This is a genomic window from Bradyrhizobium sp. STM 3562, from assembly GCF_045571435.1.
GTDB lineage: Bacteria > Pseudomonadota > Alphaproteobacteria > Rhizobiales > Xanthobacteraceae > Bradyrhizobium.
Genome location: NZ_CP120694.1, coordinates 5051810 through 5067025, shown reverse-complemented (window position 1 = coordinate 5067025; position 15216 = coordinate 5051810). Strand labels below are relative to the sequence as shown.

The window sequence follows — 15216 nt, the reverse complement described above, 5'->3', positions numbered from 1 at the left end:
CGAGGCCCCCGCGCAAAGAATTGCGCGAAGAGCGCGTTGACCACAGGTACAGGCGGAGACACTCCGGCCCTCCCTGCGCAGTGGCTTTACGGCTTACTTCGCGCTCTCCCGGTGAACCAAGCTTGATTGCCACCGTCGTCCGCGCGATGCGCAAAGCGCATCGTCGCGAACTTGGCGCCTGCATGGGCGCGCCAGGACCACACGACTTCGCCGTCCGCGATTGGGGCCGCTCGTCAGTCAGCACCATGGCGGCCACCGCATTCCGCTCCACGTTCGTGACGACGCGTACGTCCCTCTGCAAGGAAGCGGAACGCGGGGACGATACGATTGATTCTACCTTCGGAAAAACAGAAATATTTTTGACGCGAGGACTGGACAGGATTTTTCGCAGCCTGCCCGACGGGCAAATCACTTGACCTGAAGTCAATTGCCTAACGTCGTCGGAGCCCGACTACGACCCATCAGGCAGAACCAGCACTCGCGGCGACGCCATCCAACGCCTTGATCGCATCATCCGGCAGATCGAGTTCGGCTGCGGCGAGATTCTCGCGCAGATGCGTGATGGAGGAGGTGCCGGGGATCAGGAGGATATTGGGCGCGCGCCGAAGCAGCCAGGCGAGCGCGACCCGCATGGGCGCGGCTCCAAGGCGCGCAGCGACGCCAGACAGGCTGGACGACTGCAGCGGGCTGAACCCGCCGAGCGGAAAGTATGGCACGTAGGCAATCCCCTCGCGGGCGAGATCGTCGATCAAGGCGTCATCGGCCCGATGAGCCAGACTGTAGTGGTTCTGCACGCAGACGATGTCGCAGATTCGGCGGCCTTCCGCGATTTGCGCGGGGGTGACATTGCTCAGTCCGATGTGGCGCACCAGACCCTGACGCTGGAGCTCGGCCAGGACGGTGAGTGGCGCCTCGATCGAGCCCTCGGCAGGGCCATGCGCGTCGAACATGGCGCGGAGGTTGACCACATCAAGCACATCGAGGCCGAGATTGCGGAGATTGTCGTGCACGGCCTGGGTGAGCTCCTCGCGCGAGAAGGCGGGATTCCATGATGCATCCGCGCCGCGCCGGGCACCGACCTTGGTGACGATGATGAGGTCTTCCGGATAAGGATACAGCGCCTCGCGGATCAGGTGGTTGGTAATGTGCGGGCCGTAAAAGTCACTTGTATCTATATGATTGACGCCCGAGGCCACGGCCTCGCGCAGCACGGCCACTGCCGCATCATGATCCCTGGGCGGACCGAAGACACCGGGCTCTGCGAGCTGCATGGCGCCATAGCCAAGCCGTTTTACGCGGCGATCGCCGAGGACGAACGTGCCGGACCGGTCGAGGCTGGACATGCCAATCTCCTTTCAAGACGGCGCATGGATAGCCGCCGTTCGCCTGTGCGATAATTGAGCAAAACCTGAACGGGTTGTTCGGCGGAGCGAACAGTGAAAGCCGACTTGAGCGACCACGCCGATTCCACTCCTTCGCCGCCCGCCCACGGCGGGCTCGTGGCGTGCCAGATCCTGCGCCATCGCTAGGCTGCGGAAGGGGATTCCGGACCGCTTGCGGCTAGCAGCGCAGCGCCTGACGCGTCCGGTGGTGGCGACGCGCTTAGCCAGATCAAGCAGCTATGGGTGTAGCGGGTTTGCGCGGCGGAATGGTCATCGCGCCGACGCCCAGCACTACGCAGGCAAGGCCAATCCAGGCCGTCGCGGTGAGCTTCTCGCCGAGCAGGAGCGCGCCGATTGCGACGCCGACCGGCACCCGCAGATAGGCCTGCGCCGTCGTGCCGACTGATCCGAGGGTCTGGATCAGGCGGAAATAGATCACAAAGGCAAGCGCGGTGGAAAACACGGCAAGTGCGAGCAGCGCCAGAAGAGATGATGTGGACGGGCTCAGGCTCCACGGCTGCTCCGTCACGAGACTGAAGGGAAGAAGGATCATCGCACCCGCGATCAGCGATCCGGCCGCCGGGGCAAGCGGATCGAGATTTCCAAAGTTGCGGCCGAAGATCGCCGCGCAGGCATAGCAGACGGTCGCCGCAACAATCGCGAGCTCGGCGAGCAGCGCGCGGCCGACGTCCTGAAATGCCTGTACGCCGACGATCAGGCAAATCCCGGCCATGCCGGCCGCGATGCCGAACAGCTTGCGTGGTGTCGTCGCTTCGTGCCGGGTGACTGCCGTGGTGAGCAGGAAAGTGAAAATGGGTGAAGCCGAGTTGAGGATCGTGGCAAGGCCCGCATCGACAAAGCGTTCGCTCCACGCGATCAGCGTCCAGGGGATCACACTGTTTAGGAAAGCCTGGAAGGCAAAGCGCCGCCAAGTTTCGGCATCCCATGGCAGCTTCACGCGGCGGGAGCGCATGGCGCCGAGCAGCACCAGTCCCGCAATCGAGGTGCGCGCCGCGATCAACGTGATCGGTGGAATGGTCTCAACGCCGATCTTGATGAAAGAATAGGAAGCGCCCCAAAGCGTGGCGAGGACAACCACCAGGGCGAGCTCGAGCACGACATTCGGGGTTCGGAAGGCGTGTCGTTCCATGGCAGAGTGTTACTCTCAAGGCGATCGAAAGCCGCAAGCTATGCGGATTGGTGGCGCAAATAATTCGATGAAGAACGAACAGTGTCAGCCGGGCCCGCCGACTTCCGGGATCTGGCCGCCCTTGGGGCTGGACTCAACCAGCGTGGGGGCGGGGTCCCGCTTCCGACCACTTGGTTCACACACAGCATTGTTGAAATGCGCATCGAACCTTCGCGTGAGTTTTTCTCGCGTTGTGCGCGAATTTTTTTGAATTGTCGGGCTCAAATTCCAGAGATACGTTCGTATTGATCTTGAGGTCAGTCTCAGTCAGCAAATGATGATAGTTGCGCAGGCAGTATGACGCCGATCGTATTTGGCTGTGTAACGCGCCGCAGTCCCTCGCGCAAATTGGAAGGCGATGCTCTGAGGCGGCAGCGACCGCTAGTGGTTGATGACGCTCATGCAACTCATGACGCAGACGATGTCGGCCGTCATCCAGACGTGATCTTTACAGGAGACACAGGCAACATGGTGAGCGACACGAAGGTTCGGGCTGGCCAGTGCCATTGCGGCGCGGTGCGTTTCGAGGCGACGCTCAGCGATGGTTTCAATTCGATCCGCCGCTGCACCTGCTCTTACTGCCGGATGCGCGGCGCCGTCGTTGTCATGGCGGAAATGGGTGGGATCAAGCTCCTGCGGGGGGAGGATGCGCTAACAAGCTACCGTTTCCATACCGGATCAGCGCAGCACTTCTTCTGTTCTCGCTGCGGAATATACACGCATCATCAACGACGATCGAACCAGAACCTGTATGCCGTCAACGTGGCTTGCCTGGACGGGGTAAGCCCATTCGATTTCTCCGAGGTGCCTGTCATGGATGGCGTCAATCATACCAACGACACCGGCAGGCCAACGCGTCGAGCAGGCACCCTCCGCTTCATCCCGGCTGACTAACGATCGCTGTCAGCCGACGACCGCCCGGCAATGCTCGCGCCTGGAAGCTGACCGCCTCCAACCATGGATCATCCGCTGTCGCGGACGATGACGGCTCAGGATGCGGAAGCCTGCCGCTTCGAAAGTCCCCGTGGTGCTTGCGTAGCGTCGTCTTCGACTTTCACCCCCGCATTCTTCAACAACACCTTCGCCGCCGCTTTCGCCGCCCGCGCCATGGCCGGATCATCGCGCACCAGATCCTGCGCGATCGAACCATCGACCAGGAGCACGAGTTGTGTCGCCAAGCCTTCCGCATCGGCCACACCAAGCTGTGCCAGGAGATCGCGAAACCAGAGCCTGCGGCTTTCCTTGAAGGCGATCGCGATCTTCTTCACTGCGCGGTCCTCGGGGCCGAGTTCGGCGACTGCGTTGACGAAGGGACAGCCGCGGAAATCCTTCGCGGAAAAGCGCCGCTCGAGCGCATCGAAATAGCCGAGAATCTGCGCGACCGGCGGCTTCTCGGACGCGCTCGCCACCACAAAGCGTCGCTTGAGATAGGCCGAGATCAGCTCGTCCTTGGACGGAAAGTGGTTGTAGAGCGTGCGTTTGCTGATGCCGATCTCAGCGGCGATGGTATCGACGCCGATGGCGCGAATGCCCTTCAGATAGAACAGCCGGTCCGCGGTGTGCAGGATCCGCTCTTTCATGTCGGGTTTGGCGGCGGCGGGCATGTACACAGACCTGTTTACTTTTGCCTTGACAAGCGACGGCCCTTGGTATGTTAATTACACAGACCTGTGTAATCAAGCCCGCGCCTGAGATGCGGCCGCAAAAAGGGGAGAAAACAACCGTGACCCTCGCCAAGACCCTGCGTCCCGCGCTTGCGATTCTGATCGGCGCCTCCTTGATGTTGAGCCTGAGCATGGGGCTGCGCCAGTCGCTCGGGATCTTTCTGCAACCGCTGACGCACGACATCGGCATTTCGGTCTCGGAGTTCACGCTCGCGATTGCGGTGCAAAATCTTGCCTGGGGATTTTTGCAGCCGGTCGCCGGCGCGCTGACCGTGCGCCACGGTTTTCGTCCCATCATGATCGCGGGCGCGCTATTCTACATCGTGGGTCTGGTGCTGATGGCGAGCGCGCATGGCTTTGTTGCTGTCATGGTCGGCGCGGGCGTCCTGATCGGGATGTCCCTGGCCTGCACGGCGGCGGCGATTGCGATGTCGGTTGCGACGCGCGCGGTGCCTGAAAGCGTGCGCAGCACCGTGCTGGGCATCGTTTCGGGGGCGGGCTCGCTGGGAGCGCTGTTATCGGCGCCGATCGGGCAGGTGCTCAATGAGGGCTATGGCTGGCGCTTCGGCCTTGGTGGCTTTGTCGTGCTCGCGCTGTTGCTGCTTCCCGCTGCCTGGCTTGCCGGCCGGGTCGACAAGATACCGCTGCCCGAGCGGTCGTCCGGCCAGATCGGCGGCAACATCTCGGCCGGCGCCGCGGTGAGCATGGCCTTCACCAACGCGTCCTTCGTGGTGATGACGTTGGCCTATTTCGTCTGCGGCATGCAGCTCGTCTTCATCACCACGCATTTACCGTCTTATCTCCTGATCTGCGGCATGGACCCGATGCTGAGCGCGCAGACGCTTGGGGTGATCGGCGGCTTCAACGTGCTCGGCAGCCTGTTCTTCGGCTGGGCCGGCGGGCGCTGGAACAAGCTCGCGCTGCTCGGCGGCATCTATGTCTGCCGCTCCCTGGTGCTTGCCTGGTATTTCATGCTGCCACCGACGCCGACCACGACGCTGGTGTTCGGGGCCCTGATGGGATTTTTGTGGCTCGGCGTCGGGCCGCTGGTCGCCGGCGCGGTCGCGGAAATGTTCGGCCTGCAATGGCAGGCGATGATCCAGGGCCTTGCCTTCATGAGCCACCAGATCGGCAGCTTTGTCGGCGCCTATGGCGGCGGCCTGATCTACGATACGCTTGGCTCGTACGGTCTGGCCTGGCGGATCGGTGTGGCCGTGGGGCTGGCGGCCGGTGTCATCCAGGTTGCCTTTGCACTGCTGCGGCCGACGGCTCCGCCGATGCTGCGTCCGGCCTGAAGTGCCGCCTATTCTTTGGGCTGATATTTGCCGACTAAAGCGGCAGGAGAAAACTGTTCTCCGCCGCAAAGGCGCAAAATCCGCAGGAAGTCAGGTGGTTGCGCCGCCATCGCGAATGGCACGAATCTTGACTGAAGCTGGCTAGGAATTGGAGTCGGGAAACGTCGCTGACGTTCTCCCGACCTTGGGCTTCCCAAGGACAAGGCCGGTCAGCCATGAGGCTCGTCGTCGCCAATCTTCAGCCGGTACGCCTCGACGGCCGCGCAGCGGCGCCGGGCAGAGCCTCTGCGCCCGACATTCGGATCGATCCGCCTGCAGCCTCTGCGGGTCATCGTCCCCATTCTCAACAACGCAAGCAGGGCGAAAAAGGCGCGAACAGCACTTCGCGCCGGGCGCCGTTCGCCTGCGTCCAAACGACCAGGAGCTCCAAGACGCCTGCACTGCAACACGCCTACAACAATGCCGACAACGATTGGGACAAGGAGGACGACAATGGAATCGGGGAAAATCGCGCGCCGGAGGCTCGCGACATCAGTGGTGGCGCTGGTCGGGGTCGCGGCCCTCTGGCTCGCGCTGGGTGACCTTGCGTTTGCCGACGACGCGCCGCCGGCCTGCGGCGGGAAGATCCTGGAGAAGTGCACACCGAACTCCGGCGACACCGCCTGGATGCTGACCTCTGTGGCGCTGGTGCTGATGATGACCATTCCGGGCCTTGGCCTGTTCTATGGCGGCATGGTGCGCAAGAAGAACGTCGGCGACACCGTTATGACCAGCTTCGCGGTCACCTGCCTCGTCACCATCCTGTTCGCGATCTTGACCTACAGCATGGCGTTCCGGGCCGGCTCACCGTTCGTGGGCGGGCTCGACCGCATGTTCCTCAAGGACATCCTGAGCGATATCGGCGCCGGCGGCATCGGCAATCCCAATCCGCTCGCCGCAACGATTCCTGAGAGCGTCTACATCTGCTTCCAGATGACGTTCGCGATCATCACGCCCGCGCTGATCGCCGGCGCCTTCGCCGAGCGCATGAAATTCTCGGCGATGCTCTGGTTCATCGGCCTGTGGGCGATCTTCGTCTACGCACCGATCGCGCACTGGGTCTGGGGTCCCGACGGCATCTTCGCCGCAGGCAACGACGATGCCTGGGTCAAGGTGCTCGACTTCGCCGGCGGTACGGTGGTGCACATCAATGCGGGCGTCGCCGGGCTGATGTGTGCCATCATGCTCGGCAAGCGCGTCGAGACCGGACCGGCACACAACATGGTGCTCACCTTCATCGGCGCCTCGCTGTTGTGGGTCGGCTGGTTCGGTTTCAACGCCGGCTCCGCGGTGACCGCAGGCATGCAGGCCGGCATGGCCATGCTGGTGACGCAGATCGCGACTGCGGTGGCCGCCTTCACCTGGATGCTGGTGGAATGGGCGCTGAAGGGCAAGCCGACCGTGGTCGGCATCTGCTCCGGTGCGGTGGCGGGCCTCGTCGCCATCACGCCGGCCTCCGGCTTTGTCGGCCCGGTCGGCGCCTTTGCCATCGGCATCGCCGCCGGCGTCGTCTGCTATTGGGGCTGCACCGGGCTGAAACGGATGTTTGCCTATGACGACGCGCTGGATTGTTTCGGCGTGCACGCCCTGGGCGGCATCGTGGGCGCCTTGCTGACGGGGGTCTTCGCGGTGAAGCAATATGGCGGTACCGCCGGCGTGCTGGAAGGCAACCCCGGCCAGTTCGTCAACCAGTGCATCGGTGTAGCGACGGTGTTCATCTATGACGCCGTTGTCAGCCTGATCATCCTGCTCGTCGTCAAGATGTTCGTGGGCTTGCGCGTCTCCGAGGATGCGGAGCGCGAAGGGCTCGATCTCGCACTGCACGGAGAAGTCGTGCACTGATCGTGCTATACTGCCCAACATAAAAGATCCTCATGCGGCGCGAACCTCCGCGCCGGATGAGGTTTAAAGAGATTGAGACATTGGGTGGAACGAAAGAGCACCCAGCACGCCGCCGGGTGCTCGAAAGCACAAGGAGACGGCGATGAGGGAGATCTTTGCGCAAGGAGACCTGCTGCTTGAGCGCGTTGCCGATGCGGCTCCGTCGGGCACGGTGACCGAAAATCTCGACGGCGTGGCCATGGTGCTGGCGGAAGGCGAGGAGAGCGGCCATCGTCACGCGATCGCCGAGCGCGTGACGTTATTCCGGGACGAGAAGCTCGCGGCCGATATCCCCCCAGGCCTCTATCTCGGCCATGTCCAGGTCACATCCCCTTACGCGCGGGTGACGCATGAGGAACATGCGCCGATCACGCTGCCACGCGGAACTTACCGCGTCCGCCGCCAGCGCGAGCTCGGGCCCAGGGATGCGCGCGTCCTCGCCGATTGAGGCACTGACGGCTGAGCAGACGGCCGCGCTCGATCGCTATCGGGCGCGCTGGCTGGCGATCCGCCGCTCGACCGCGCCATGCGATCGCGCGGCGGCCGAGCAGGGCGTTCGGCTGGCCTACCAGGCCGCGGAGCTGAAGCCGCCGAGCCGCATAATCTGGTGCGACGGTCCGGTCGACCTGTCTGATCGCGCCAGCCTGGCATCGCGCACCGAGGGGCCGAATGTGAAATCGGCCGTGATCGACCGGCCGCGCCGGCAGGTCGCAGCGCGCGTGCGGGCACGCCTGCGCGCGCGGATCCGCGCGCAGGTCGAGCGCGCGGTGAATCCCGCCGATGCGCTGATCGCCTCCGTCGTGGACGCCGTCGTCCAGGGGACGGGAACGGCGCATGACGGCAGATCCCTGCTCAGTCGCCTGCAGAGATCGCGTCCACTGTCGTGGCGGGGCACGCTCAATGTGCTGCTGGGGCGCGACGGCTTTCGCTACAGCGCGGCGGGGCCAGCCGAGCTGTCCTGGCTCGGGCCTTACGAATATGTCCGCGATGTCCTCGGCCTCAAGGAGGAGACCGCGCTGCTGCTCGGACTTTGGCAGGTGGCGATGAATGTGGGCTGGCTGCAGCCGCACGAGCACACCTGCTGGCTGTCGGAGCGGCCGAAGGTGCTGCGCAGCGACGCCGAGGCGCGGCTGCATCATGCGAGCGGACCGGCGCTGCGCTTTGCCGATGGCTGGTCGGTCTTCGCCTGGAAGGGCGTGGAGGTGCCGCGCTGGATGATCGAACAGCCGGCAACGATCACGCTCGCCGCGATCGATGCCGAGAGCAACGTTCAGCTCCGCCGTTGCATGATCGAGATCATGACGCCGCAGTGTTTCGTGGCGCTCGGCGGGGCGAGAAAAATAGCCGCGGACGAGACCGGCGTGCTCTGGCGCAGGATCTGGTTCAATTATGACATCTGGTCCGCCGTCGAGGTGATCAACGCGACGCCGGAGCCGGACGGCACGCATAAGCACTTCTTCCTACAGGTGCCCGCAAACGTCCAGACCGCGCGCGAGGCGGTTGCCTGGACCTACGGGATGCGGGCGGATGAATATGCGAACGTCATGGTGAGGACGTGAACCAGATGGGTGTTTTCGACCCGTCATCCTGAGGAGGCCGCAAAGCGGCCGTCCAGTGACAAACGGCGAAGCCGTTTGCGCGAGAATGACGGGATTAACTCCGATAATAGCGCCACATCCGCAGGAACGTGCGGTGGATCGCGTCCGGCGGCTGGTCGAACGGCTCGATATCGATCCGCACCATGTTGCTGTGATTCATCCGCCAGGGCAGGCGCATGAAGCGGCGGTGGAATGGCTGTTTGCGCCAATCGGCGACCAGCGCGCTGGAGAGCGGGACGTTGAGCACGATCTGCAATTCATGGACCGTCATGGCGCGCTCGGCGATCTCGACGAGGTCGATGCGTTCGATGGCGCGCCAACGGATCAGCCCGAAGGCCTGGATGAAGATGCCGTATTGATTGGCGCCGATCGTGGGGCGGCCGGTCTCCAGCAGCGGCATGTTGTAGTAGGTGAAGGCGGCGGCCGCCGCGGCAGGCAGCAGCCAATAGAGCGCGCCGGTGATCCAGGTGGCGGTGAGAAAGATCGCCGCGAGCGCGGCCGTGATGTAGACCGGAAAGTAGCTCTCGTCGCGTTCGTAGGTGACCGAATAGCCACCAACATTGCCTTCGTCCAAGGTTGCGATCATGGCGAACCTTTTGTCGGACCGGAGGAGAGCCTGATCCGGCGACAGCGCGAGGCAAGGATCATGCCCGAAGGCTGGAACGGCGAAAGCGTGACCTTCCGCCGCAAATAAAAACGGGGCTCAAGGCCCCGTCGGAAGTCAGCAGCATTCCCGCGATGTTACTTGATTTTTGCTTCGCGGAACTCGACGTGCTTGCGCGCGACCGGGTCATACTTCTTCTTGACCAGCTTCTCAGTCATGGTGCGCGAGTTTTTCTTGGCGACGTAGTAGTAGCCGGTGTCCGCCGAGGACACGAGCTTGACCTTGATGGTGACCGCTTTGGCCATGTCCTAAAACCTTCGATTCTGGGAGCCTGGGCAGGGCGCCGGCCAAAACCGGACCGCTTGAGTTGCCGGCAACCTAGCGAGATACGGCTCAAAGTCAAGGATTTCGGACCGAAAAAGGGGCCGATTCCGCGTGATTAACCCTCAAAGAACCGGTTTTTCGGCCGCGGCAGGCCGAGATTCTCGCGCAGCGTCTTGCCCTCATATTCCTTGCGGAAAATGCCCCGCCGCTGCAGTTCCGGAATGACCTTGTCGACGAAATCGCTCAGCCCCTGCGGCAGGTAGGGAAACATGATGTTGAAGCCGTCGCTGCCGCGGCTCTCCAGCCATTCCTGCATCTGGTCGGCGATGGTCTGGGGCGTGCCGACGAACGACAGCCCGCCATAGCCGCCGACGCGCTGCGCGAGCTGGCGCACGGTGAGCTTTTCGCGGACGGCGATCTCCACCAGCCGCTGCCGCCCGCTCTTGGAAGCATTGGTTTCGGGGATCTCCGGCAGCGGCCCGTCGGGATCGAAGCCGGAGGCATCCGTGCCCAGGATCACCGAGAGCGAGGCGATGGCGCTATCGTAATGCACCCTGCTGTCGAGCAGGGCGCGCTTCTCCTTGGCTTCTTCCACGCTGTCGCCGACCACGACAAAGGCGCCCGGCAGGATCTTCAGATGCTCTGGATTGCGCCCGATCTTTTCCATGCGGCCCTTGATGTCGGCATAGAGCTTCTGCCCGTCGGGAAGACTCCCGCCGCCTGTGAACACCGCTTCCGCGGTTTCCGCCGCAAGCTGCCTGCCGTCTTCGGATGCGCCGGCCTGCACGATCACCGGCCAGCCCTGCACGGGGCGGGCGATGTTGAGCGGACCGCGTACTTTCAGATATTTGCCCTTGTGGTCGAGCACATGCATTTTGGCGGGGTCGAAATAGAGGCCTTGCTCGACATCGCGGACGAAGGCGTCGTCGGCGAAGGAGTCCCACAATCCCGTCACCACGTCGTAGAACTCGCGCGCGCGGCGATAGCGCTCGGCGTGCTCCATGTGATCGTCGAGGCCAAAGTTCAGGGCGGCGTCGGGATTGGACGTGGTGACGATATTCCAGCCGGCGCGGCCGCCGGAGATGTGATCGAGCGAGGCGAAACGGCGGGCGATGTGATAGGGCTCGTCAAACGTGGTCGAGCCGGTCGCGACCAGGCCGATGTTCTCGGTGACGGTCGACAGCGCCGAGAGTAGCGTGAACGGCTCGAACGAGGTCACGGTGTGGCTGCGCTTCAAGGCATTGATCGGCATGTTCAGCACGGCCAGGTGATCGGCCATGAAGAAGGCGTCGAATTTGCCCGCCTCCAGTTTCCGGATCAGGTCCTTCAGATGCGGGAAATTGAAGTTGGCGTCGGGCCACGCGCCCGGATAGCGCCATGCGCCGGTGTGGATTGAGACCGGGCGCATGAAAGCGCCGAGCTTGAGTTGACGTTGTCTCATCGCCCGCTTCCCGCTGAAAGTGTCGTTGCAAAGACATAGGGATGGCCGCGGGCGGCGCCAGCGTGGAATGACGGAAGATTATTTTGTTTTTAGGCTGCGCTCTGGCATGCTCGTCATTCCGGCGCGCGCGAAGCGCGAAAGCGGAATCTCGCGCCACAACTTCTAGACTCCGGGTTCGCGACGTCGTCGCGCCCCGGAATGACGTCAAGGGGGCTAGGCTCCCAACACATCCTTCTGCATCTTGCCGCCGTAGAAGTGGAAAAACGGCACTGGCGCGTCGTGATGGAGCGGCCCAGTGGCAAGCCGTCTTTCCAGTTCGCCCAGGACGTTCTTGGTCATCGGGTGCAGGTCGGCCAGCGGCTTCGAGCCGAGTTCGACCCAGACGAGTTCGACCAGTTCGGCGTCCGCATGCACCACGCCCTCCACGCGATGAGTGATGGCGGAGGCGTCCGCGGTGAAGAAGCGCGTATCAAAACGGCGCACGCGGCCCGGCGGCGTGATGGCGCGGGCAATCAGGAAGAGCCCGGACGGATCGGGCAGCAGGCCTGCTTGCGCGAATGGCGCCCAGGGGCCGTCGAGTCCTGCGGAGCTATCGGTCTTGCGTCCCAGGCAGAGGCCGGTCTCCTCGCAGGCTTCGCGGATCGCGGCAATCGCAAGCGATTTGGCGCGGGAGGCGGTGATCTTGGGACTGCCTTTCAGCAGGTTGGCTTCAAGCTCTTTCGGAATCGGCGCCGCGACCGGCACGCGATGATCCGCCCTGTCGACGCGACCGCCCGGGAAGACGAATTTGCCGGGCATGAACACGACCTTGTCGTGGCGGCGGCCGACCAGAACCCTTGGAATGGGACCGGCGCGATCGACTAGGATCAGCGTCGCCGCATCCTTCGGCCGGTAATAGGGATGATGGTCGGCCTCTTTTTCTTCCCGCTTTTCTTCGTTAGCCGCTGCCGCTGCTTCCGTCATTTCCACCCCGATGATTTGTTCTTTTTCTGATCAAAACTGATGACGGCGGGTCGAGGATAGTCTACAGCGGCGGGTCGTCCCTATAGCCGCCTTCGTCGTCAAAGCCATGCATGCGCAGCGCCCATTGCAGGCCGACCACGGTGCCTTTCACGGGCTGCAGCAGGAGCAACGACAGGATCAACGTCAAGGGAAGATAGATCGCAAGCTGCAATGCGACGGGCGGCGCATATTCGGTTTCGATCATCAGCGCGAGCGGCACGACGACATGCCCGACAATGACGATGACAAGGTAGGCCGGCAGGTCGTCGGCGCGATGCGGCGTGAAGTCGAGGCCGCAGACCGAGCAGTTGTTGTCCACCTTCAGGAAAGCGCGAAACAGCTTGCCTTCACCGCAGCGCGGGCAGCGGCCGCGAAAGCCGCGCTTCATCGCAAGCCAGAGATCGCGTTTCTCGTGCGTAGCGGTCTCGGCGGTCTCGCGGGTCCACACCCTGGTGGCTGGATTTGCACTGTCCATCACTTGCCTCGCTTGGTCTTGCCCGCTTTTGTCTTGCGGGCCTTTGTCCGGTCCTGCTTGCGGCCTTTCTCACGTGTGACGCGGCGCAATTGCGCAGCGCGCATCTTGGCGCCGTCCCGCCGGCGCACCGTGGGCGCGAATTCGCCCTCGCTCAAAAGCTCGAACCGCAGCGCGCCCGCGACCGGCTGCGCCTCCACCAGCCGCACATCTACCACATCGCCGAGCCGATGGGTGGCTCCGGAGCGTGAACCGACCAGAGCGTGGCGGGTTTCGTCGTAATTGTAATACTCGCTGCCCAGCGAACGCATCGGAATGAAGCCGTCGGCGCCGGTGTCGTCGAGCTTGACGAACAGGCCGGCGCGGGTGACCCCGGAAATACGGCCCTGAAACGTCGCACCGATGCGGTCGGCGAGATGATGCGCGATCAGGCGATCGGCGGTCTCGCGCTCCGCCTTCATGGCCCGGCGTTCGGTTGCGGAAATCTGCGCGGCGATTTCGCTCAAGGTTTCCAGCGACTCGCCATCCGGCAGCGCTCCCTCGCCAAGCCCCAATCCGCGGATCAGGGCGCGGTGCACGATCAGATCGGCATAGCGCCGGATCGGCGAGGTGAAATGCGCGTAGCGGCGCAGGTTCAGGCCAAAATGGCCGTAATTCTCGGCCGAATATTCGGCCTGCGCCTGCGAGCGCAGCACCACTTCATTGACCAGGTGCTCGTAGTCCTGCCCCTGAACCTGCGCCAGCACGCGATTGAACAAGGAGGGCCGTAGCGCTCCGCCCTTCGCAAACGGCAGGTCGAGCGTGCGCAGGAATTCCTGCAGCGCCTGCACCTTCTCGAAGCTGGGCTCGTCGTGCACGCGATAGATCAGCGGCAGCGCCTTTTTCTCCAGCATTTCGGCCGCGGCGACATTGGCGAGGATCATGAACTCCTCGATCAATTTATGCGCCTCCAGCCTTTGCGGCACGATGACGCGATCGACGGTGCCGTCGGCCTTGAGCAGGATCTTGCGCTCGGGAATATCGAGATCGAGCGGGTCGCGCTCCTTGCGCGCGTGCTTGATCGCCTCATGCGCCGCATAAAGCGGCTTGAGGATCGGATCGAGCAAAGGGCCCGTGCTGTCGTCGGGCTGCCCATCGATCGCCGCCTGCACCTGCGCGTAATGGAGTTTTGCGGCCGAGCGCATCAGCACGCGATGGAAGCTGTGCGAGCGCTTGCGGCCGTCGGCGCCGATTACCATGCGCACCGCGAGCGCCCCGCGCGGCTCACCCGGCACCAGCGAGCAGAGATTGTTGGAGATGCGCTCGGGCAGCATCGGCACCACGCGGTCGGGGAAATAGACCGAGTTGCCGCGCATCAAAGCGTCGTGGTCGAGCGCGGAGTGGGGGCGCACATAGAAGGCGACGTCGGCAATCGCCACGTGGAGGATGAAGCCGCCTTTGTTCTTCGGATCGGGATCGGCTTGCGCATGCACCGCGTCATCATGGTCCTTGGCGTCGGGCGGATCGATGGTGACGAGCGGCACCTCGCGCCAGTCCTCACGGCCCCTCAGCGTCGCAGGCTGCGCTTCCTCGGCCTCGCGCAGCGCGGCCCTGGAGAACTCCATCGGGATGTCATGGGCGTGGATCGCGATCAGGCTGATCGCTTTTTCCGACGCGATCGCACCAAGCCGCTCCTTCACCCGCCCGGAGGCGAGGCCGAAGGCGCGGGTGCGGATCAGGTCGACGCTGACGAGGTCGCCGTCCCGCGCGCCTTGGCTGTCGGCTTCCGCGATGTTGAGTTCGCGTCCGGCCTGCTTGCGGTCGACGGGAACGAGCCGGCCGCCGCCGTCGGGAAGCTTGCGGAAGATGCCGAGAATGCGGCTCTTGGCGCGATCGATGATCTTGATGATGCGTCCGCGATAGGCCGCGCCGTCACCCTCGTCGGAGGGCTCGACATGCAGCAGCGTGCGGTCGCCGACACCGGCGGTGGCGGAGGGACGCGCGCGGCGCGGCAGATGGATGCGGATCTTTGGCGGCTCGCCGCTTTCCACCTCGTCCCATTCGGTCGGGGTCGCGATCAATTCGCCGTCGCGGTCGCGGCCGGTAATGTCGGCGACGACAGTCGGCGGCAGGGCCTCGGTTTGCTGCACCTTCCTGCCGCGCTTCTTGATGGTGCCTTCGTTGGCGAGCTCGCGCAGGATCCGCTTGAGCTCGGCGCGGTCGGCATTCTTCAACCCGAACTCGCGGGCGATCTCGCGTGTCCCGACCTTGCCAGGATTTTGGCGGATGAAGGCAACAATGGCCTGGCGGTCGGGAAAGCCATTGTCCTTCTGCTTCTTCACTGTG

General features: G+C 63.8%; 15 protein-coding genes. 6 read left to right on the top strand and 9 right to left on the bottom strand.

The window, feature by feature from the left end:
• Positions 1-122 precede the first annotated feature (122 nt).
• Positions 123-416, top strand: coding sequence for a hypothetical protein (locus P6U23_RS23530; protein ID WP_407174942.1), 294 nt, complete (start codon positions 123-125; stop codon positions 414-416).
• A gap of 45 nt (positions 417-461) precedes the next feature.
• On the opposite strand, the gene P6U23_RS23525 is transcribed toward P6U23_RS23530, so the two are convergent.
• Together P6U23_RS23525 and P6U23_RS23520 are read right to left on the bottom strand one after the other, a co-directional pair.
• A complete protein-coding gene (locus P6U23_RS23525) occupies positions 462-1343 on the bottom strand; it encodes an aldo/keto reductase family oxidoreductase (protein ID WP_407174941.1) in 882 nt (293 codons plus the stop codon).
• 268 nt (positions 1344-1611) lie between these two features.
• Complete coding sequence (locus P6U23_RS23520) at positions 1612-2532, bottom strand: DMT family transporter (RefSeq protein ID WP_407174940.1); 921 nt, start codon at positions 2530-2532, stop codon at positions 1612-1614.
• A 507-nt stretch (positions 2533-3039) separates the two neighbouring features.
• Here P6U23_RS23520 and P6U23_RS23515 point away from each other — a divergent pair.
• Positions 3040-3465, top strand: a complete 426-nt coding sequence (locus P6U23_RS23515) for a GFA family protein (RefSeq protein ID WP_407174939.1) — start codon at positions 3040-3042, stop codon at positions 3463-3465.
• Between the two features lie 95 nt (positions 3466-3560).
• Here P6U23_RS23515 and P6U23_RS23510 read toward each other — a convergent pair whose 3' ends face one another.
• Positions 3561-4151 (bottom strand): TetR/AcrR family transcriptional regulator, encoded by a 591-nt coding sequence (locus P6U23_RS23510; RefSeq protein WP_407181557.1) that lies wholly within the window; start codon positions 4149-4151, stop codon positions 3561-3563.
• 200 nt (positions 4152-4351) lie between these two features.
• On the opposite strand from P6U23_RS23510, the gene P6U23_RS23505 reads away from it, so the two are divergent.
• The 4 genes from P6U23_RS23505 to P6U23_RS23490 all read left to right on the top strand — a co-directional run bounded on the left by P6U23_RS23505 (position 4352) and on the right by P6U23_RS23490 (position 9009).
• The gene (locus tag P6U23_RS23505; protein ID WP_407181556.1) at positions 4352-5530 is read left to right on the top strand and encodes an MFS transporter; all 1179 of its coding nucleotides are present in this window, start codon (positions 4352-4354) and stop codon (positions 5528-5530) included.
• Between the two features lie 492 nt (positions 5531-6022).
• On the top strand, positions 6023-7411 hold the full coding sequence (locus P6U23_RS23500) for an ammonium transporter (protein WP_407174938.1): 1389 nt from the start codon (positions 6023-6025) through the stop codon (positions 7409-7411).
• Between the two features lie 142 nt (positions 7412-7553).
• Positions 7554-7898 carry a hypothetical protein gene (locus tag P6U23_RS23495; RefSeq protein WP_407174937.1) on the top strand — a complete coding sequence of 115 codons (345 nt, stop codon included), beginning with the start codon at positions 7554-7556 and terminating at the stop codon, positions 7896-7898.
• On the top strand, positions 7876-9009 hold the full coding sequence (locus P6U23_RS23490) for a DUF6745 domain-containing protein (RefSeq protein WP_407174936.1): 1134 nt from the start codon (positions 7876-7878) through the stop codon (positions 9007-9009). Before P6U23_RS23495 ends, P6U23_RS23490 begins: the two co-directional genes overlap by 23 nt.
• Positions 9010-9103: 94 nt before the next feature.
• On the opposite strand, the gene P6U23_RS23485 is transcribed toward P6U23_RS23490, so the two are convergent.
• From P6U23_RS23485 to rnr, 6 genes are all read right to left on the bottom strand, one after another.
• The gene (locus P6U23_RS23485) at positions 9104-9634 is read right to left on the bottom strand and encodes a hypothetical protein (protein ID WP_024512401.1); all 531 of its coding nucleotides are present in this window, start codon (positions 9632-9634) and stop codon (positions 9104-9106) included.
• A 155-nt stretch (positions 9635-9789) separates the two neighbouring features.
• Positions 9790-9957 carry a 50S ribosomal protein L33 gene (gene rpmG, locus P6U23_RS23480; RefSeq protein ID WP_024512402.1) on the bottom strand — a complete coding sequence of 56 codons (168 nt, stop codon included), beginning with the start codon at positions 9955-9957 and terminating at the stop codon, positions 9790-9792.
• 134 nt (positions 9958-10091) lie between these two features.
• A complete protein-coding gene (locus P6U23_RS23475; protein ID WP_407174935.1) occupies positions 10092-11417 on the bottom strand; it encodes an LLM class flavin-dependent oxidoreductase in 1326 nt (441 codons plus the stop codon).
• Positions 11418-11630: 213 nt separating this feature from the next.
• Positions 11631-12380 (bottom strand): NUDIX hydrolase, encoded by a 750-nt coding sequence (locus P6U23_RS23470; RefSeq protein WP_407174934.1) that lies wholly within the window; start codon positions 12378-12380, stop codon positions 11631-11633.
• A gap of 61 nt (positions 12381-12441) precedes the next feature.
• Positions 12442-12894, bottom strand: a complete 453-nt coding sequence (locus P6U23_RS23465; RefSeq protein ID WP_407174933.1) for a DUF983 domain-containing protein — start codon at positions 12892-12894, stop codon at positions 12442-12444.
• Positions 12894-15212 carry a ribonuclease R gene (gene rnr, locus P6U23_RS23460; protein WP_407174932.1) on the bottom strand — a complete coding sequence of 773 codons (2319 nt, stop codon included), beginning with the start codon at positions 15210-15212 and terminating at the stop codon, positions 12894-12896. The genes P6U23_RS23465 and rnr overlap by 1 nt, the downstream gene beginning before the upstream one ends.
• Positions 15213-15216: the final 4 nt, after the last annotated feature.